The sequence below is a fragment of the Curtobacterium sp. PhB172 genome (genome assembly GCF_003752545.1).
In the GTDB taxonomy this organism is placed as follows: Bacteria; Actinomycetota; Actinomycetes; order Actinomycetales; family Microbacteriaceae; genus Curtobacterium.
In genome coordinates this window covers 62,872-81,010 of the sequence record NZ_RKIF01000011.1, presented here as the reverse complement: position 1 = coordinate 81,010, position 18,139 = coordinate 62,872, and the positions used below count along the sequence as shown (strand labels likewise).

Here is an 18,139-nt window from a genome sequence, read left to right as displayed (position 1 = left end):
CGCACACACGCACGGAAGGCGCAGCCATGACCAAGCCCATGCCCGAGAAGCCCAGCGTCGACGGACTCGAGCAGGCCTGGGGGCCGGTCTGGGAGCAGGACGGCACCTACCGCTTCGACCGTGACGCCGCCGGCCACCGCGACGCCGTCTACTCGATCGACACCCCGCCGCCGACCGCCTCCGGGTCGCTGCACATCGGGCACGTCTTCTCGTACACGCACACCGACCTCAAGGCGCGGTTCGAGCGCATGCGGGGCAAGCACGTCTTCTACCCGATGGGCTGGGACGACAACGGCCTGCCGACCGAGCGCCGCGTGCAGAACTACTACGGCGTCCGCTGCGACCCGACGCTCCCCTACGACCCCGACTTCACGCCGCCGTTCGAGGGCGGCGACGGCAAGTCGTCGAAGGCCGCCGACCAGCTGCCGATCTCGCGCCGCAACTTCATCGCGCTGTGCGACCAGCTGACCGTGCAGGACGAGCAGCAGTTCGAGGAGCTCTTCCGCACCCTCGGCCTGTCCGTGGACTGGACCCAGTCGTACCGCACCATCGACGACACCTCGCGGGCCAGCGCCCAGCGTGCCTTCCTCCGCAACCTCGAGCGCGGCGAGGCCTACCAGGCCGACGCCCCGACCCTGTGGGACGTCACGTTCCGTACCGCGGTCGCGCAGGCCGAGCTCGAGGACAAGGAGATGCCCGGCGCGTACCACGGCATCGCCTTCCACCGCACCGACGGCGGCGACGACGTCGTGATCCAGACGACCCGTCCCGAGCTGCTGCCGGCGTGCGTCGCCCTCGTCGCGCACCCGGACGACGAGCGGTTCCAGGACCTGTTCGGCACCACGGTCCGCTCCCCCCTCTTCGACGTCGAGGTCCCGGTGCTCGCACACCACCTGGCGCAGAAGGACAAGGGCGCCGGCATCGCGATGGTCTGCACCTTCGGCGACACCACCGACGTGGTCTGGTGGCGCGAGCTGCAGCTGCCGAACCGCGCGATCCTCGGCTTCGACGGCCGCGTGCGCTCCGACGAGCCCGCGTGGATCGAGTCGGCGACCGGCAAGGCGCTCTACGCCGAGATGGCCGGCAAGACCGTGTTCTCGGCGAAGAAGGTCGTCGTGGACGCCCTGACCGAGTCCGGCGAGCTCGTCGGCGACGTCAAGACGATCAACCACCCGGTGAAGTTCTTCGAGAAGGGCGACAAGCCCCTCGAGATCGTCTCGACCCGCCAGTGGTACATCGTCAACGGTGCCCGCGACGACGCCCTGAAGACGACGCTCCGCGCCCGCGGCGAGGAGATCGCGTTCCACCCCGACTTCATGCGCGTCCGCTACGACAACTGGGTCGGTGGCCTGTCCGGCGACTGGCTCATCTCGCGCCAGCGGTTCTTCGGCGTGCCGATCCCCGTCTGGTACCCGCTCGACGCTGACGGCAACCCGGTGTTCGACCAGCCGATCGTCCCGACCGAGGCACAGCTGCCCGTCGACCCGTCGTCCGACCCGGCACCCGGCTACTCCGAGGACCAGCGCGGCGTCGCCGGCGGGTTCCAGGGCGAGCTCGACGTCATGGACACCTGGGCCACCTCGTCGCTCACCCCGCAGCTCGCGGGCAAGTGGGAGACCGACCCGGCGCTGTACGACCTGGTGTACCCGTACGACGTCCGCCCGCAGGCGCAGGACATCATCCGCACGTGGCTCTTCACGACGGTGCTCCGGAGCCAGCTCGAAGCGGACACCGTGCCGTGGAAGCACGCGAGCATCTCGGGCTTCATCGTCGACCCCGACCGCAAGAAGATGTCGAAGTCGAAGGGCAACGTCGTCACGCCGCTGTCGATCCTCGAGCAACACGGCGCCGACGCGGTCCGCTACTGGGCGGCCTCGTCGAAGCTCGGCACCGATGCGGCCTTCGACCCGCAGAACCCGAAGCAGATCAAGGTGGGTCGTCGCCTGGCGATCAAGGTCCTGAACGCCGCCAAGTTCGTCTACGGCTTCCCGCTTCCAGAGGGCGCCACGAGCGTGACCGAAGCACTCGACGTCGACATGCTCGCCGAGCTCGGTGCGGTCGTCGAGCAGGCCACCGCCGCGTTCGACGGGTTCGACCACGCCCGCGCGCTCGAGATCACGGAGCGGTTCTTCTGGACCTTCTGCGACGACTACCTCGAGCTCGTGAAGGAACGTGCCTACGGCACGGCGGCCGACGCGACGCACGAGACGCAGGCGAGCGCGGTCCTGGCGCTGCGCGGCGCGATCGACGTGCTGCTCCGACTGCTGGCGCCGTTCCTCCCGTACGCGACGGAAGAGGTGTGGGCCTGGACCCACGAGACCAGCGTGCACCGGGCCTCCTGGCCGACCGCTGCCGACCTGCCCACCGACGCGGCCCCCACCGGGCTGCTCGCGGCCGTCGGACAGGCGCTCATCGGGATCCGCGGGGCGAAGACGTCGGCGAAGGCGTCCCAGAAGACGCCCGTCACGCGTGCCGTCGTCGCGGCGCCGGCCGAGACGCGGGCGCTCATCGAGCGCGCGGCGGTCGACCTGGCGGCCGTCGGCCGCATCGAGAACCTGTCGTTCGTCGACGGCGACGAGCTCGCCGTCACCGAGATCGAGCTGGCGGAACAGCAGGCGTAACGTCGGTCGTCCGGCCGGGTCGCCTCGGCGATCCGGCCGGTCCACCACCGGACAGGAGGCACGGATGCAGTTGGGCACACGATGGAGCGTGGGTGGGGAGCCGCCTGCGCGACTGCCCGAGGCGATGGTCGTCGCCGTGCGCGGGGTCGAGGACGAGCTGGCGGCCGAGTCGGTCGACACGGGGACGTGGGGCTGGACCCTCACGTTCCTCGAGGGCAAGCCGATCGTCGAGCTCGACGACGGCACCTCGATCCACCTCGACGATGCCGGGCACGCGCAGGTCACGAACCCCGACGACGCCGCGGAAGAGGACTAGCGCGGGGCGAGGTTGCTTGGTGAGCAGAAATGGTCGGGTCCCCGGTGGGAACCCGACCATTTCTGCTCACGATGCGAGCGCTTCGAGACGCCCGCCGCTCGCGCCTACTCGGCGAGCCAGGTGAGCAGGACCTCGTTCACCTCGGCGGTGTGCGTGGTGAGCAGACCGTGCGGGGCGCCCTCGATCTCGACGTACTTCGCGGCCGGCAGCGCCTTGGTGAAGCGGCGACCGGTGGCGTCGATCGGCAGGATGTTGTCCGCCGTGCCGTGCACGATGAGCGCCGGGACGGTCACCTTCGGGATGTCCTGACGGAAGTCGGTCGGCCAGGTCAGCGGTGCTGCGGCGGACGCGATCGCACCCGAGCCGGCGGCGATGTTCCAGGCGTTGCGGACGGCCTCTTCCGAGATGCGCGAGCCGAGGTTCTCCGACAGGTTGAAGAAGTCCTGGTAGAAGTTCGTGAAGTACGCGTACCGGTCCTTCTCGACGTCGGCGGCGATGCCCTCGAAGAACGACATCGGGCCGGCACCGTCGGGGTTGTCGTCGGTGATGGCCAGGAAGGGCTCGAGCGAGGCGAGGAACGCGACCTTGGCGATCCGGTCCTGTCCGTGGCGGCCGATGTAGCGGGCGATCTCGCCGGTGCCCATCGAGAAGCCGACCAGGATCACGTCGTGCAGGTCGAGGGTCTCGAGGACGGTGTGCAGGTCGTCGGCGAAGGTGTCGTAGTCGTAGCCGGTGCTCGGCTGCGAGGACTGCCCGAAGCCGCGGCGGTCGTACGTGATCACGCGGTAGCCGGCCTCGAGCAGGGCAGGGGTCTGGCCCTCCCACGAGTTGCCGTCGAGGGGGAAGCCGTGGATCAGCACGATCGGCTGACCGGTCCCCTTGTCCTCGTAGTGGAGTTCGATGTCGACGCTGTTCTCGGTTCCGACAGTGATGGCACCCATGATCGTTTCCTTCCCTGAGCCTCGCGGAGAACGTCCGTTCTCCGTCGATGTGCCTTACACTAGAGAACGATCGTTCCCGGCGCAACTCGGGAACGGTGAACACGCAGCGAACGGGGTACGTCATGGCAACCAGCACCATCAGCACGGTCGACGCCGGCGTCCGCGCACACATCGTGGACGTCGCCGACCAGCTGTTCTACGCGCGCGGCATCCAGTCCGTCGGCATGGACGAGATCCGCACCGGCGCAGGCGTCTCCCTGAAGAAGCTCTACGCGGCGTTCCCCGGCAAGGAGCAGCTCATCGCGGCCGTCCTGTCCGGGCGGCACGACCTGTGGGAGCGCGGCGTGCACGGCGCGGTCGAGGCGGCCACGACCCCGCGCGACAAGCTGCTCGCCGTGTACGACTTCCTCGAGTCGTGGTTCGGCGACGACACGTTCCGCGGCTGCGGGTTCATCAACGCCTTCGGGGAGCTCGGTGCGACCTCGCCCGCGGTCGCCGAGATCGCCCGCGACCACAAGGACTCGTTCCAACGGTTCGTGCAGGAGCTCACCGCCGAGGTCGTCACCGATCCCGACCGTGCCGAGGAACTCGCCGCACAGCTCGCCCTGCTCGCCGAGGGCGCGCAGACCACTGCTGCCATCGCCGGCACCACGGAACCTGCAGCGCACGCCCGCCGTGCCGCGTCGACGCTGATCGACGCCGCGACCCGCTGAGGGACGTTTCGAGCGTCGGAGGACGTTTCGCGCGTAGCAGGACGCTTCTTTCGACCTGGTACGCGCGAAACGTCCTTCCAGTCCGGTCGCGGTGGTCGCGACCACAGGGCGGAGGGGAGGCGCGGGGCGGGGCCGCCACGGGCCTCCCGTGAATAGGGTGGGGAGATGGCAACCCCGTTCGACGTCCCGAGCACCCTCCCCTACGCCCTGCCGCCCTTCGGCGACGTGCGACTCGAGCACTACCGACCGGCCTTCGAGGCCGGCATGGCCGAGCAGCGCGCCGAGGTCGAGGCCATCGCCACCGATCCGCACGCACCGACGGTCGCGAACACCCTCATCGCCCTCGAGCGCTCCGGGCAGCTTCTGACACGTGTCAGCCACGTGTTCTTCACGCTGTCGTCGGCGGACTCGACGCCGGAGCTGCACGACCTCGAGGCCGAGGTCTCGCCGCTCCTCGCCGCCCACCGCGACGCGATCACGCTGGACTCCCGGCTCTACGCCCGCGTGCAGTCCGTGCTCGACGGCGCCGCAGCCGCCGGGCTCGAGGGTGAAGCGCTCCGCCTGGTCGAGCGCACCCACGCCGAGATGACCCTGGCGGGCGCCGGGCTCGACGACGCGGGCAAGGAGCGCCTGACCGCGATCAACCAGGAGCTGTCGACGCTCACGACCACCTTCGAGCGCAACCTGCTCGAGGACACCAACGACTCCGCCGTGCACGTGACCGACGAAGCCGAGCTCGAGGGGCTCGACGACGGCGCGAAGTCCGCCGCTGCCGGGTCCGCTGCGGACCGCGGCCTCGAGGGCTGGCTCATCACCCTGCCGCTCTACACCGGCCACCCGTGGCTGCCGTCGCTCGCGAACCGCGACCTGCGCGAGCGGATCATGCGCGCCTCGCTCGCCCGCGGCCGCCGCGGCAACCAGTACGACAACCGCGAGGTCCTGCTGCGCATCGTCCGGCTCCGTGCCGAGCGCGCCGAACTGCTCGGGTTCCCGAACCACGCCGCCGTCGTCACCGCCGATGAGACCGCGAAGACGCCGGAAGCCGTCGACGGGCTCCTGTCGTCGCTCGTCGGCGCTGCGGCACGGAACGCCGACGACGATCGGGCCGTCCGGTCCCGCACGGTCGGGTTCGACATCGAGTCGTGGGACTGGGCCTACGCCACCGAGATCCTGCGTGGCGAGCAGTTCGCCGCGGACAGCTCGGCACTCCGACCGTACTTCGAGGCCGACCGGGTCCTGCACGACGGTGTCTTCCACGCCGCGGGTGCCCTCTACGGCCTGACCTTCACCGAGCGCCCGGACCTGCACGGCTACAACGACGAGGTCCGTGTCTTCGAGGTCACCGGCGAGGACGACGAACCGGTCGGGCTCTACCTGCTCGACCTGTACACGCGCGACGGCAAGCGCGGCGGCGCGTGGATGAACCCCGTGGTCGAGCAGTCCGAGCTGCTCGGCACGCTGCCCGTCGTGGTGAACAACCTCAACGTCGCGAAGCCGGCGCCCGGGTCGCCGACGCTGCTCATCCAGGACGAGGTCGAGACGCTCTTCCACGAGTTCGGCCACGCACTGCACGGCCTGATCGCCCGCACCACCTACCCCCGGTTCTCCGGCACGAACGTCGAGCGCGACTTCGTCGAGTTCCCGAGCCAGGTGAACGAGATGTGGGTGTCGTGGCCGTCGGTCCTGGCGAACTACGCGAAGCACCACGAGACCGGTGCCCCGCTGCCACCGGAGCTCGTCCTGGGCCTGAGCGAGTCCGAGGGCTTCAACGAGGGCTTCGGCACGACCGAGTACCTGGCCGCGGCGCTCCTCGACCAGGCCTGGCACCGGCTCTCCGCAGCAGAGGCCGCCGCGGTGACGTCCGTCGAGGACTTCGAGCGCTCGGCGTTGGAGGCCGCCGGCATCGCGGTCGAGGCCGTGCCCCCGCGGTACTCGTCGACGTACTTCGCGCACACGTTCTCAGGCGGGTACGACGCCGGGTACTACGGCTACATCTGGTCCGAGGTGCTCGACGCCGACACGGTCGAGTGGTTCCGTGACAACGGCGGGCTGGACCGCGCGGCCGGTCGACGCTTCGCGGAACGACTGCTGGGCGTCGGGGGCTCGAAGGACCCGCTCGAGGCCTACCGCGACTTCCGCGGCCGTGACGCCGAGGTCGGGCCGCTGCTGCGTCGCCGCGGGCTCGAGTAGGGCGCGCGGGGACCGCGCGCTTCCGGGCGTACCGCATCAGATCGGGCGTACAGCATCAGATCGGGCGTACCTGGTCGGAACTTCCGACCAGGTACGCCCGATCTCACCTTCCATCGCAGCCGTCATGGGAAGAACCAGACGTCGATCCGCGGGCCGTGCCGACCGCCACACCACGACGAAGCCCCGCACCGATCCGGTGGCGGGGCTTCGGAGCGAACGGAGCGCTACGCCGACTTCTCGACGCGCTTCGCCCGCGGCCGGGGCACGATGGTCGGCGCCGCGTTCTCGAGCACGGACTCGCGGGTGATCACCACGCGGGCGACGTCGTCGTCGGACGGGACGTCGAACATCACCGGGCCGAGGACCTCTTCGAGGATGGCGCGCAGGCCACGGGCACCGGTCTGGCGCAGCACGGCCAGGTCGGCGATCGCCTCGAGCGCACCCTGGTCGAACTCGAGCTCGACGCCGTCGATCTGGAACATCCGCTGGTACTGCTTGATCAGCGCGTTCTTCGGCTCGGTCAGGATCTGCATGAGGGCGGCCTGGTCGAGCTGCGACACCGTGGTGACGACGGGCAGACGACCGATGAACTCGGGGATCAGACCGAACTTGTGCAGGTCTTCCGGCAGGACCTCGGAGTACAGGTCCTGATGGTCGGTCGCACTGTGCAGCGGCGCCCCGAAGCCGATCCCCCGCTTGCCGACGCGCGAGGACACGATGTCCTCGAGCCCGGCGAACGCACCGGCCACGATGAACAGGACGTTCGTCGTGTCGATCTGGATGAACTCCTGGTGCGGGTGCTTGCGACCACCCTGCGGCGGGACCGACGCGACCGTGCCCTCGAGGATCTTGAGCAGTGCCTGCTGCACGCCTTCGCCGGAGACGTCGCGCGTGATCGAGGGGTTCTCGGCCTTGCGGGCGATCTTGTCGACCTCGTCGATGTAGATGATGCCGGTCTCGGCACGCTTGACGTCGTAGTCGGCGGCCTGGATAAGTTTGAGCAGGATGTTCTCGACGTCTTCACCGACGTAGCCCGCCTCGGTCAGGGCGGTGGCGTCGGCGACGGCGAACGGCACGTTGAGGCGCTTCGCCAGGGTCTGCGCGAGGTAGGTCTTGCCGCAGCCGGTCGGGCCGATGAGCAGGATGTTCGACTTCGCGATCTCGATGTCGTCGCGGTCTTCGGCAGCGGTGATCTGCCCCTGCGCACGGATGCGCTTGTAGTGGTTGTAGACGGCCACGGCGAGGGCGCGCTTCGCCGGGTCCTGCCCGATGACGTACTCCTGCAGGAAGTCGAAGATCTCGCGCGGCTTCGGCAGTTCGAAGTCACCGCTCGAGGTGTCCTCGCCGGCTTCTGCCAGACGCTCCTCGATGATCTCGTTGCACAGCTCGACGCACTCGTCGCAGATGTAGACACCCGGACCGGCGATCAACTGCTGGACCTGCTTCTGGCTCTTGCCGCAGAAGGAGCACTTGAGGAGGTCCCCGCTCTCTCCGATGCGTGCCATTGCCGTGCCTCCCTGGTTGGACGTGCCGGCCCGCGCACTCGCACCGGCCGCTGGTGCACCGCTGCTGGTGGGCACCTCGTCGTGGACACGAGCCTAACCGCAACCGGTGACACCGACCGTGCGGCGCCGCGGGATTTCGCGCGCGCGTTCGCCCAGGGCGTTCGGGCCTGCTACCGTGATCCAGTCTTCTCTACAAGTTGTAGAAACACCGTCCCGACCATCGAAGGATCCCCATGCAGAAGCGTCTCGCCGCCGGCGGCGCCGTCACCCTCGGCGCCGTGGCCGTCATCGTCCTCGGCACCGCCGGCGCAGCCAGCGCGCACGTGTCCGCGACGGCCACCTCGACCGCCGCGAACTCGTACACCACGGCGACCTTCTCGGTCCCGCACGGCTGCGACGGCTCCCCCACCACGAAGATCGAGTTCCAGGTGCCGGAGTCCGTCATCGAGGTCACCCCCACCGTGAACCCGAACTGGAAGATCACGAAGGCGACCGAGCCGTACACGAGCCCTTCCGCCGCGGCCGACGGTGAGCACGCCGAGGATGCCGCCGAGCGCGTCACGAGCATCACCTACACCGCGAAGACCCCGCTCCCCGCCGACGAGCGCGACACCTTCGCCCTCTCCTTCTCGCTGCCGGACGGCAAGGCCGGCGACCTCGTCGAGTTCCCCGCGATCCAGACCTGCGAGAAGGGCTCGGTCGAGTGGAACCAGGAGCAGCAGGCCGGCGAGGCCGAGCCCGAGCACCCGGCCCCCTCGATCACGCTGACCGCGGCCGAGGCCACGGACGACGACGGTGACCCGGTCGCCACCACCCCGACCGCCGAGGCCGCAGCCGGCTCGACGACCCCCGCGGACCCCGACCTGGTCGGCCGCTTCCTCGGCCTGGGCGGTCTGGTCCTCGGCGCCGTCGCGCTGGTCGTCGCCGTCGCCGGCACGCGTCGTCGGAGCTCCGCCAAGTGACGCAGCGCGGCTCGCGTCGGGCTCGACTGCGGTCCTCTGCCTGGAGGCTCGTGGCCGGGTCCGCCGCGGCCGTCGCGATCGCAGGCGGTGCGGTCCTCGGGCTCGCGGGTCCCGCCAGCGCGCACAACTACCTGATCGCGTCCACCCCGGAGGTCGGCGGCACACTCACCGCGCTGCCGAAGGCGTTCGAGATCACCACGAACGACAAGCTGCTCGACATCGGCGACTCCGGTTCGGGCTTCGCCTTCCGGGTCGTCGGTCCGGACGGGAAGTACTACGAGGACGGCTGCGTCGACATCGACGGCCCCTCGATGACCACGCCCGCCGCACTCGGCGACTCGGGGAAGTACACCGTCGAGTGGCAGATCGTCTCCGCCGACGGCCACACCGTCTCCGACGAGTACGCCTTCACGTGGAAGGCCCCGTCCGGCTTCTCCGCGGCCTCGGGATCGACCACGCCGCCGACCTGCGCCACCGCGGGAGACGACTCCACCGCGGCCGCCACCACCGGCACCGCCTCGGGTGACACCGACTCGGCCGCGACCGACGCGCTCTGGATCGGCGCCGGAGGCGTCGTCCTCGTCGCCGCGGTCGTCGCGGTCCTGCTGCTCCTGCGGCGCCGCCCCGCGCCCGAGACGGACGACACCGAGGACTGAGCCGACGGGGCGGACCCGCGCCGTGCCTCCAGGCCGGTGTGCTGGCGAGCCGGCGCACCCAGGTTCCACGACTCGCCGCTCAGGTCCGCCGAGGTTCCACAGCACGACGAAAGGGCGGTCGAGATTCCAAGATCTTGGAACCTCGACCGCCCTTCGTCGGCGCCGAAGCGGCCTGCGGTACTACTTGACGAGCGCCGGCAGGTTCTTGCGGCTGGTGAGGACCTGGTCGATCAGGCCGTACTCCACGGCTTCCTGCGCGGACATGATCTTGTCGCGCTCGATGTCGTGGTTGATCTCCGCCGGCGTCTTGTTGGAGTGCTTCGACAGCGTCTCCTCGAGCCAGGTGCGCATGCGGAGGATCTCCGCCGCCTGGATCTCGATGTCCGACGCCTGGCCGCCACCCTGCTGGACAGCGGGCTGGTGGATGAGCACGCGGGCGTTCGGCAGGGCCAGACGCTTGCCCGGCGTGCCACCGGCGAGGAGCACCGACGCGGCCGAGGCGGCCTGACCGAGGCAGACCGTCTGGATCTGCGGACGGATGTACTGCATCGTGTCGTAGATCGCCGTCATCGCGGTGAACGAGCCACCGGGCGAGTTGATGTACATGACGATGTCGCGGTCGGGGTCCATCGACTCGAGCACGAGCAGCTGGGCCATGACGTCGTCAGCCGACGCGTCGTCGACCTGGACACCGAGGAACACGATGCGGTCCTCGAAGAGCTTCGCGTACGGGTCCTGGCGCTTGTAGCCGTAGGCCGTGCGCTCCTCGAAGCTCGGCAGGATGTACCGATCGGAGGGAGCCGGGACGTTCTGCGCGCCACCGAGCATTGGGAGATGCATTCTCGTTTCCTTTTCTTCGGTGGGGGTCAGGACTGGGCGTCGGGGTCGGCAGCCGCGGTCGGCGTCGCGCCGTCACCGACGGTGCCACCACCGCCGACGACCTCGGCCGACGAGGCACGCAGGTGGTCGACGAAGCCGTACTCGAGGGCTTCCTGCGCGCTGAACCAGTTGTCGCGGTCGTTGTCCTTGAGGACCTGCTCGATCGACTTGCCGGTCTGCTCGGCCGTGAGCTCCGCCATGCGCTGCTTCATGTCGAGGATGACCTTGGCCTGCGTCTGGATGTCGGCAGCGGTGCCGCCGAACCCGCCGGACGGCTGGTGCAGCAGGACGCGGGCGTTCGGCGTGATGTAGCGCTTGCCCGGCGTGCCGGAGGACAGCAGGAACTGTCCCATCGACGCGGCCAGGCCGATGCCCACGGTGACGATGTCGTTCGGGACGAACTGCATCGTGTCGTAGATCGCCATGCCGGCGGTGATCGAGCCACCGGGCGAGTTGATGTAGAGGTAGATGTCCTTCTCAGGGTCCTCGGCGGCGAGCAGCAGCAGCTTGGCTGCGATCTCGTTCGAGTTGTCGTCGCGGACCTCGGAGCCGAGCCACACGATCCGGTCTCTCAGAAGGCGGTCAAAAACACTGGGGTTCAGTGTTGCTTCGGCCATGGAAAAGCTCCCGTTCAGTTGTCGCTTGTTGTCGAACTTATCGGTTGCAACGCACCACTTCGCGTGTGTTCGCCGACAGCAATGCGGTGGTGCGGAAAACACGAGACGGGAGGCACGGTGCCAGCTGGCACCGTGCCTCCCGTCTGTATCGCTGGTGGCGTCGAGTTCGTTACTCGGCGTCCTCAGCAGGGGCCTGCGCGACGCCCGCCGTGAAGGCGGACAGGTCGACTGCGTCGCCGTTGGTGTCCTTGACGGTCACCTTCGACAGGACGGTCGCGACCGCCTTCGAGCGGGCGACCTCGCCGACCATGCCGGGGATCTGGCCGTTCTGGTCGATGACCTTGATGAACTCAGCCGGCTCCATGCCGTACTGCGCAGCAGCCTGGATGAGGTACTGGGTCAGTTCCTCCTGGGAGACCTGGATCTCCTCCTTCTCGGCGATGGAGTCGAGGAGGATCTGCGAGCGGAAGGCCTTCTCGCTGGACTCGGAGACCTCCTTGCGGTGCTCGTCGTCCTCGAGGCGGTTCTCCTGCTCGAGGTGACGGTGCACCTCGTCCTCGATGAGCTGCTCCGAGATCGGGATGTTGACGTCCTCGATGAGCTTCTCGACGAGCTTGTCGCGAGCCGCGGCGCCCTGACCGAAGGTCTTGGACTTCGCGATCTGCTCCTTCAGGTCCGCCTTGAGCTCGTCGATCGTGTCGAACTGGCTGGCGATCTGGGCGAACTCGTCGTCGGCCTCGGGGAGCTCGCGCTCCTTGACGGCGGTGACGGTGACGGCGATCTGGGCGGTCTCGCCCTCACGGTCGCCACCGACGAGCTTCGACTCGAAGTTCGTCGACTCGCCGGCGGTCAGGGACTCGAGCGCCTCGTCGATGCCCTCGAGCAGGTCGCCGGAGCCGATCTCGTAGGAGACGCCGGTGGCCGAGTCGACCTCGTCGTCACCGATGCTGGCGATCAGGTCGATCTGCGCGAAGTCGCCGGTCTTCGCCGGACGGTCGACGGTCACGAGCGTGCCGAAGCGGGTGCGCAGGTTCTGCAGCTCCTCTTCGATCTCGTCGTCCGACACCTCGACGGCGTCGACGGTGAGCTCGTACGCGGAGTAGTCCGGCAGGTCGAACTCGGGACGCACGTCGACCTCGAAGGTGAGGACGAGGTCGCCCGCGAAGTCGGCGAGGTTCGGCAGCTCGGCGACGTCAGCCTCGGCACGGCCGAGGATGCGCAGCTCCTGCTCTTCGACCGCCTGGCGGTAGAAGTTGTCGATGGCGTCACCGACGGCGTGGTTCAGGACCTCGCCACGGCCGACGCGCTGGTCGACGATCGCCGGCGGGACCTTGCCCTTGCGGAAGCCGGGGATGTTGATCTGCTCGGCGATGTGCTTGTACGCGTGGTCGATGCTCGGCTTGAGATCTTCCGGCGTCACGTTCACGGTGAGCTTGACGCGGGTGTCGCTCACCTTGTCGACGGTGCTGGTGGCCACGGGATGTTCTCCTGTTGGTTGACGTTCGTGTGGTCGATGGTTCTCGAGGACCTGGTCGGGGCGACAGGAGTTGAACCTGCGACCTCCCGCTCCCAAAGCGGGCGCTCTACCAAGCTGAGCTACGCCCCGTTTGACTGGGCCAGGGTGTCCGCGCGCGCCGAAGGGCGCATGCGACGCCGATGAGTCTAGCGGTCCCCCGGTGCGCGGTTCCCGGGAGGGACGTCACTCGTCCGCTGCGGCGCGTCGCAGGCCGTTGCGCCACCGCACGCCGACCACCACCTGGACCCCGAGCGCCGCGACAGCGAGCACTATGCCGACGACGATCCGCCACACGTGCAGCAGGACGTGCGCGGGCTGCGACTGCGGATCGCCGAACAGCTCGGGGCGCATCGAGAAGACGATCGCGGCGAGGACCACCAGCGCGTACGAGACCACCCGCGACCGCTTGATCCGCCGTGCATCGACATCGGTCGGCGGGAGCATCACACGGGGTGGCATGTCGGTACTCGTTCGTCCGCTAGGATGGTCGGGCTGCGGCACGTGCGCAGCGCGGGGATGTAGCTCAATGGTAGAGCCCCAGTCTTCCAAACTGGCCACGCGGGTTCGATTCCCGTCATCCCCTCTCTCGTTCCTCCCTCTGTCTACGGTCGCCGCACGGTGCAGTGTTCTCCGGCCCGTGCACGGTTGCTTGCTCAGTGCGAGGTTGTTCCGGCGCACCGAGCGATCAACGTCGCACGGGGCGAACACGCGCGCACCGTGCGTCGTCAGGGACTGCCGAGTTCGAGCGTGATCTGCGGGGCGTCGCCGAGTTCCACCCGGGCACGCTTGCGCTCCGCCGCACGCAACGGCACGAGGTACCCGCCGTCCTTCGGGAACAACGAGGTGGTCCAGGTCACGGCGCCGATCGTCACCCGGGCAGGGATCACACCCCAGCCGTAGGTGAGCATCGGCGCGAGGTCGGCGATGACCTCGGCGGCGTCCGGCGGCACGACGGCGAAGAAGAACGGTGACGGGCCGCGCCACTCGATCACCTCACCGCGGAACTCGAGCTCCATGTCGCGATCGTACGGCCGCGTCGTCGAGCGCGCCGGACCGGGTTCCGATCTCGGTCCGTGACGGTTCCGGTTCACGATCACCGGGATCTGCGAACCGGAACCGTCAAGCGCGAGGAGGAACTGGTGCCTCCTCGGAGCCAGCGGGACGTGGACGACGGACGCGCCCCGTGTTTCCAGGCCGGAACCGGGGAGCACGGGGCGCGAGCCGCCGTCAGGACGGAAGGGTCAGCGGTACGACGCGGCCTGCCCGTAGAGCTGCTGCGTCATGGCGGAGACGTAGGCGGACTTGTCACCTCCCGGCAGGTTGTACGTCATGAAGACGCCGTACCCGTCCGCCTTCGTGCGCTGCGCGAGCGACACCGCCGTCGACTGCGAGGTGTTCTGGATGTCCACCGCCGCAGCGGACAACCGGTCCTTGCCGAGCCCCGGGATCGACGGCGCCGAGTACGTGCCGTAGTAGGGGTTCCAGGCGTAGTCGAGCTTCGAGCCGACGGTGCTGCTCGACGACGACAGCGAGGACGAGGCCGGGCCGATGTCGTAGAACGAGATGAGCTTGCCGGGCATCTGGGCACGCAGCGCGGTGATGAGCCAGCCGATCGACTGCTGGTTCGGCTGCGGGGTGCCGTTCGCGCCGTAATCGGAGTACTCGTCGTCGAGGTCGACGCCGTCGAGTCCGTACTTCGACACGGTGGCGGCGATCTGGGACGCGAAGTCCGACGCCGCGGCCTGGGTCGGGAAGTTGGCGATGCCCGCACCCTGGTGGTTGCCGAGGACCGACAGCGACACCTTGATGCCCTTCGCCTGCAGCGGCTTGATCTGCGTGGCGGCGTTGTCGAGGGTCGCCTGCACCTTGTCGTTGTTGACCAGAACCGCCTTGGAGCCGTTCCAGTTGATGTTCGCCGCGAAGATGATCGCGACGTCGAAGGCGTTCGCACCGCCGGACAGCGTGTAGCGGCCGACGTTCGCGAGCTGGTCGTTGTTGACCTCGACGTAGGCGATGCTCGTCGGCCCCGACTTCGTCGCGGCGGCAGTGCCGGCGGCGGCTGCAGCAGCGGTCGGTGCTGCGGTCGCGGCTGACGGCACCAGTGGCGCCGCCACCATCGCGGCGATTGCCGCCACGATCCCGAACTTCATGGACTTCTTCATGACACTCCTCTTCGAGTGATGAACCGGCCGGCGGTCGCCGACCGGGTTCTCAGACGCGCGGGAACCGGAAGGTCCGCACCTCGTACGCGTCGACGGCGAACGACGACGCATCCGTGTCGGTCAACGGCTCTTCGAGCAGGGTGACCTCGGCAGCCGGTCCGAACGGCCCGTCGACCTCGATCCCGCCGGTCCCCCGCCGCCCCACCGGCTCGTACACCCGCACGACCAGGTCGCCGGAGCGGTCGTCGGCGAGCTTGACGCTCGACAGCACGACCCCGCCGGACACCCGCACGAGCGGCGCGAACCCGTGCGCCCCGATGAGGGTCCGCGCGCCGGCGTTCATCCGGACGCCCGCCGCAGTGGCCCCGAGCTGGTCGGTCCCGATGACGATCCCGTACCGGTGTGTCTGCACGCCCTGGTCGGTCTCAGGGTCGGGGAACCGCGGTGCGCGCAGCAGGGACAGCCGCACGGTGGTGGTGACGTGCCCGTCGACGGCGTCGCGGGTGGTGTCGAACCCGTGGATCGAGTCGTTCACGAGCGCGACGCCGAAGCCCGGCTCGGACACCAGCACGTAGCGGTGCATCGACGTCTCGAACTTCGCGGCCTCCCACGAGGTGTTCGTGTGGGTCACCCGCTTCTGAGCCCCGAACTGCGTCTCGGCGACGGTGTGCTCGGCGCGGACGTCGAGTGGGAACGCGACCTTGAGGAACTTCTCGGTCTCGTGCCAGTCGGTCGTCTGGTCGAACTCGAGGGTGCGGGAGTCCGGTGCGAGGACGATCTGCTGCCGCACGGTCGAGTCGCCGAACGCCCGGGACACGACGACCCGTGCGACCCCGGCGTCGTCCACCGACGCTGTCAACCCGGTGACCGCCACGAGGTCCTCGACCCGGTTCCGGTAGTACCGGTCGACGTCCCACGCGTCCCACATGTTCGGGAAGTCCTGGTGCAGCTGCAGCAGGTTCGCGGTCTGCCCGGCGGCGATCGCCTCGCGCCCGCTGGCCAGGTCGACGGCGCTCGTGACGAGTCCCTGGTCGGTGACCGTGACACGCACCAGCTCGTTCGCCAGCACGTACCCGCCGTCCTGCTCCGTCAGCGTGACAGCGGTCGGTTCCGCCACGTCGGTCGCCAGGACGGCGCCCTGCGCGGGTGCGCCGGCCTGGAGGAACGGGGCCGGGTTGACGACGACGGCCGCATCTCCGGCACCGGCGAGCGCCGAGAGCGCCTGGCCGATGATCGCGGTCAGCGCCGCGGCCGTCTCGGCGTACTTCGCCTCGGCTTCGCGGTGCACCCAGGCGATCGAGGTGCCCGGCAGGATGTCGTGGAACTGCTGGAGCAGCACCTGCTGCCACAGGGCGTCGAGCTCGTCGTACGGGTAGGCGAAGTCGCTGCGTGCGGCGGCGGTCGTGGCCCAGAGCTCGGCCTCGATGAGGAGCTGTTCGCACCGGCGGTTGCCCTGCTTGGTGCCGTGCTGGCTGGTCAGGGTGGCGCGGTGCAGCTCGAGGTACAGCTCCCCCACCCACACCGGCGGGTCCGGCAGTTCGGCCTTCGCGCGGTCGAAGAACGTGTCCGGGTGCTCCCACCGGACCTTCGCGCTGCCCTCGAGGTCGGCGAGGCGTGAAGCCGTGCCGGTCATCTCGCGGGTCGTGCCGCCGCCGCCATCGCCCCAGCCGACCGGTGCGATCGACCCGGTGGCGAGCCGGTTCTCACGGAACTGGCGGGAGGCCTTCGCGACCTCGCTGCCGGACAGGCGCGAGTTGTAGGTGTCCATCGACGGGAAGTGCGAGAACACCCGTGAGCCGTCGATGCCCTCCCACAGGAACGTGTGGTGCGGGAACTTGTTGACCTGGTTCCACGAGATCTTCTGCGTGAAGAACCACTCGAAGCCCGCACGGCGCATGAGCTGCGGCAGCGCCGGCGAGTACCCGAAGCTGTCCGGCAGCCAGACGCCCTTGGGCCGGATGCCGAACTCGCGCTCGAAGAACCGCTGCCCCTGCGAGAACTGGCGGACGATGCTCTCGCCGGTCGGCATCAAGGTGTCGGACTCGACCCACATGCCGCCGATCGGCAGGAACCGGCCGGCCTCGACGGCGGCCTGCACCCGGGCGTAGACCTCGGGCCGGTGCTCCTTGATCCAGGCGTACTGCTGCGCGCTCGACATGCCGTACAGGAAGTCGTCGGTCTGGTCGATGAGCTCGGTCATCGTCGAGGTGGTGCGGGCGACCTTGCGGATCGTCTCGCGGACCGGCCAAAGCCACGCGGAGTCGATGTGGGCGTGGCCGATCGCCGAGATCGTGTGCGCGGAAGATTCGGCGGGGGCGGCGAGTACGTCGGCGAGCGCCGCACGCGCGTCACCCGCGGTCGCAGCGATGTGCTGCAGGTCGAGTCGGTCCAGCGCGTCGTCGAGGGCCTGCAGGATCCGCATCCGTCGTGGCCCCTCGGGCAGCTCGGCCTGCAGTTCGAGCAGGACGTCGATGTCGAGCGCGAGTTCGTGCACCTCGGACTCGAACACGGCGAGGTCCATCCGGCGCGAGGTGTAGAGCCGCTTCGACGACGAGGTCTGGATGTCGCCCTCGTGCGTGACGAGGAAGGGGTGGTAGTCGAGCAGGACGGGGTTCGACGCCGCCTCGACGTAGAGCTCGATCGTCTCCCCACCCTCGGCCCGTTCCGTCAGCAGCACCCACTGGTTGCGCGGGTTGATCGACTTCACCGGCGTGCCGTCGGCCAGGTACACGAGCCCCTCGCACTGGAACCCCGGCATGTTCTTGTCGAAGCCGAGGTCGATCACGGCCTCGACCCGGCGACCGGCCCACTCGGCCGGCACGGTCCCGGTCAGCCGGAACCAGGTCGTCCCCCAGGCCGCACCCCAGGGCATGCCGACCCCGTACGGCGTGAACTCGAGCGCGAGTCCCTGCGCCGGCGGGATCGGCTCCCCCGGCAGCTCGTGCCAGGCGGTCTCCAACGGCACGGCGGTGGCGTGCACCGCCGGCGTGATGCGCTCGTCGAGGACCCGGCGGGCCCGTCCGGTGGTGAGGGGGATGTCGTCGTGCATGGAGCCTTCCAG

General features: G+C 69.2%; 15 protein-coding genes and 2 tRNA genes. 7 read left to right on the top strand and 10 right to left on the bottom strand.

The window, feature by feature from the left end; translation table 11 throughout:
- Window positions 1-26 precede the first annotated feature (26 nt).
- Both valS and EDF42_RS16090 read left to right on the top strand, forming a co-directional pair.
- Window positions 27-2,621, top strand: a complete 2,595-nt coding sequence (valS, locus tag EDF42_RS16095; protein WP_260235537.1) for a valine--tRNA ligase — start codon at window positions 27-29, stop codon at window positions 2,619-2,621.
- Window positions 2,622-2,685: 64 nt separating this feature from the next.
- Window positions 2,686-2,937 (top strand): hypothetical protein, encoded by a 252-nt coding sequence (locus EDF42_RS16090; protein WP_123293970.1) that lies wholly within the window; start codon window positions 2,686-2,688, stop codon window positions 2,935-2,937.
- A gap of 104 nt (window positions 2,938-3,041) precedes the next feature.
- On the opposite strand, the gene EDF42_RS16085 is transcribed toward EDF42_RS16090, so the two are convergent.
- Entirely contained in the window at window positions 3,042-3,878 is an 837-nt protein-coding gene (locus tag EDF42_RS16085) for an alpha/beta fold hydrolase (RefSeq protein ID WP_123673357.1), read from the bottom strand.
- Between the two features lie 122 nt (window positions 3,879-4,000).
- Here EDF42_RS16085 and EDF42_RS16080 point away from each other — a divergent pair, with 122 nt between their 5' ends.
- A complete protein-coding gene (locus tag EDF42_RS16080) occupies window positions 4,001-4,591 on the top strand; it encodes a TetR/AcrR family transcriptional regulator (RefSeq protein WP_123673567.1) in 591 nt (196 codons plus the stop codon).
- A 165-nt stretch (window positions 4,592-4,756) separates the two neighbouring features.
- Window positions 4,757-6,781, top strand: coding sequence for a M3 family metallopeptidase (locus EDF42_RS16075; RefSeq protein ID WP_123673355.1), 2,025 nt, complete (start codon window positions 4,757-4,759; stop codon window positions 6,779-6,781).
- A 224-nt stretch (window positions 6,782-7,005) separates the two neighbouring features.
- Here the strand turns inward: EDF42_RS16075 and clpX are convergent, their stop codons facing one another.
- Window positions 7,006-8,286: an ATP-dependent Clp protease ATP-binding subunit ClpX gene (clpX, locus tag EDF42_RS16070; protein WP_111084519.1), complete on the bottom strand. Its 1,281-nt coding sequence runs from the start codon at window positions 8,284-8,286 to the stop codon at window positions 7,006-7,008.
- A 233-nt stretch (window positions 8,287-8,519) separates the two neighbouring features.
- Here clpX and EDF42_RS16065 point away from each other — a divergent pair, with 233 nt between their 5' ends.
- Window positions 8,520-9,248, top strand: a complete 729-nt coding sequence (locus EDF42_RS16065) for a YcnI family protein (RefSeq protein WP_123341090.1) — start codon at window positions 8,520-8,522, stop codon at window positions 9,246-9,248.
- Window positions 9,249-9,298: 50 nt separating this feature from the next.
- Window positions 9,299-9,904 carry a copper resistance CopC family protein gene (locus EDF42_RS19370; RefSeq protein ID WP_185041005.1) on the top strand — a complete coding sequence of 202 codons (606 nt, stop codon included), beginning with the start codon at window positions 9,299-9,301 and terminating at the stop codon, window positions 9,902-9,904.
- Window positions 9,905-10,084: 180 nt separating this feature from the next.
- Here EDF42_RS19370 and EDF42_RS16055 read toward each other — a convergent pair whose 3' ends face one another.
- From EDF42_RS16055 to EDF42_RS16035, 5 genes are all read right to left on the bottom strand, one after another.
- Window positions 10,085-10,744: an ATP-dependent Clp protease proteolytic subunit gene (locus EDF42_RS16055; RefSeq protein ID WP_111075987.1), complete on the bottom strand. Its 660-nt coding sequence runs from the start codon at window positions 10,742-10,744 to the stop codon at window positions 10,085-10,087.
- Between the two features lie 26 nt (window positions 10,745-10,770).
- Window positions 10,771-11,400, bottom strand: coding sequence for an ATP-dependent Clp protease proteolytic subunit (locus EDF42_RS16050; protein ID WP_111084515.1), 630 nt, complete (start codon window positions 11,398-11,400; stop codon window positions 10,771-10,773).
- Between the two features lie 169 nt (window positions 11,401-11,569).
- Window positions 11,570-12,877: a trigger factor gene (gene tig / locus EDF42_RS16045; RefSeq protein ID WP_185041003.1), complete on the bottom strand. Its 1,308-nt coding sequence runs from the start codon at window positions 12,875-12,877 to the stop codon at window positions 11,570-11,572.
- 52 nt (window positions 12,878-12,929) lie between these two features.
- Window positions 12,930-13,006, bottom strand: a tRNA-Pro gene (locus EDF42_RS16040).
- Window positions 13,007-13,099: 93 nt separating this feature from the next.
- Window positions 13,100-13,375 carry a hypothetical protein gene (locus EDF42_RS16035; protein ID WP_148067817.1) on the bottom strand — a complete coding sequence of 92 codons (276 nt, stop codon included), beginning with the start codon at window positions 13,373-13,375 and terminating at the stop codon, window positions 13,100-13,102.
- Window positions 13,376-13,428: 53 nt separating this feature from the next.
- On the opposite strand from EDF42_RS16035, the gene EDF42_RS16030 reads away from it, so the two are divergent.
- Window positions 13,429-13,499, top strand: a tRNA-Gly gene (locus EDF42_RS16030).
- Between the two features lie 142 nt (window positions 13,500-13,641).
- Here the strand turns inward: EDF42_RS16030 and EDF42_RS16025 are convergent.
- The 3 genes from EDF42_RS16025 to EDF42_RS16015 all read right to left on the bottom strand — a co-directional run bounded on the left by EDF42_RS16025 (window position 13,642) and on the right by EDF42_RS16015 (window position 18,127).
- Window positions 13,642-13,932, bottom strand: a complete 291-nt coding sequence (locus tag EDF42_RS16025) for a DUF1905 domain-containing protein (RefSeq protein ID WP_123673347.1) — start codon at window positions 13,930-13,932, stop codon at window positions 13,642-13,644.
- Between the two features lie 225 nt (window positions 13,933-14,157).
- The gene (locus EDF42_RS16020; RefSeq protein WP_123673346.1) at window positions 14,158-15,078 is read right to left on the bottom strand and encodes an endo-beta-N-acetylglucosaminidase H; all 921 of its coding nucleotides are present in this window, start codon (window positions 15,076-15,078) and stop codon (window positions 14,158-14,160) included.
- 49 nt (window positions 15,079-15,127) lie between these two features.
- Window positions 15,128-18,127 carry a glycoside hydrolase family 38 C-terminal domain-containing protein gene (locus EDF42_RS16015; RefSeq protein ID WP_123673344.1) on the bottom strand — a complete coding sequence of 1,000 codons (3,000 nt, stop codon included), beginning with the start codon at window positions 18,125-18,127 and terminating at the stop codon, window positions 15,128-15,130.
- Window positions 18,128-18,139 lie beyond the last annotated feature (12 nt).

What these genes read in the sequence shown, in the direction of transcription:
- valS (WP_260235537.1), top strand. Translation starts at nt 27, where the DNA reads ATGACCAAGCCCATGCCCGAGAAGCCCAGCGTCGACGGACTCGAGCAG.
- EDF42_RS16015 (WP_123673344.1), bottom strand. Translation starts at nt 18,127, where the DNA reads ATGCACGACGACATCCCCCTCACCACCGGACGGGCCCGCCGGGTCCTC.
- EDF42_RS16085 (WP_123673357.1), bottom strand. Translation starts at nt 3,878, where the DNA reads ATGGGTGCCATCACTGTCGGAACCGAGAACAGCGTCGACATCGAACTC.
- EDF42_RS16080 (WP_123673567.1), top strand. Translation starts at nt 4,001, where the DNA reads ATGGCAACCAGCACCATCAGCACGGTCGACGCCGGCGTCCGCGCACAC.
- EDF42_RS16065 (WP_123341090.1), top strand. Translation starts at nt 8,520, where the DNA reads ATGCAGAAGCGTCTCGCCGCCGGCGGCGCCGTCACCCTCGGCGCCGTG.
- EDF42_RS16075 (WP_123673355.1), top strand. Translation starts at nt 4,757, where the DNA reads ATGGCAACCCCGTTCGACGTCCCGAGCACCCTCCCCTACGCCCTGCCG.
- EDF42_RS16025 (WP_123673347.1), bottom strand. Translation starts at nt 13,932, where the DNA reads ATGGAGCTCGAGTTCCGCGGTGAGGTGATCGAGTGGCGCGGCCCGTCA.
- EDF42_RS16020 (WP_123673346.1), bottom strand. Translation starts at nt 15,078, where the DNA reads ATGAAGAAGTCCATGAAGTTCGGGATCGTGGCGGCAATCGCCGCGATG.
- clpX (WP_111084519.1), bottom strand. Translation starts at nt 8,286, where the DNA reads ATGGCACGCATCGGAGAGAGCGGGGACCTCCTCAAGTGCTCCTTCTGC.
- EDF42_RS16035 (WP_148067817.1), bottom strand. Translation starts at nt 13,375, where the DNA reads ATGCCACCCCGTGTGATGCTCCCGCCGACCGATGTCGATGCACGGCGG.
- EDF42_RS16050 (WP_111084515.1), bottom strand. Translation starts at nt 11,400, where the DNA reads ATGGCCGAAGCAACACTGAACCCCAGTGTTTTTGACCGCCTTCTGAGA.
- EDF42_RS16055 (WP_111075987.1), bottom strand. Translation starts at nt 10,744, where the DNA reads ATGCATCTCCCAATGCTCGGTGGCGCGCAGAACGTCCCGGCTCCCTCC.
- EDF42_RS16090 (WP_123293970.1), top strand. Translation starts at nt 2,686, where the DNA reads ATGCAGTTGGGCACACGATGGAGCGTGGGTGGGGAGCCGCCTGCGCGA.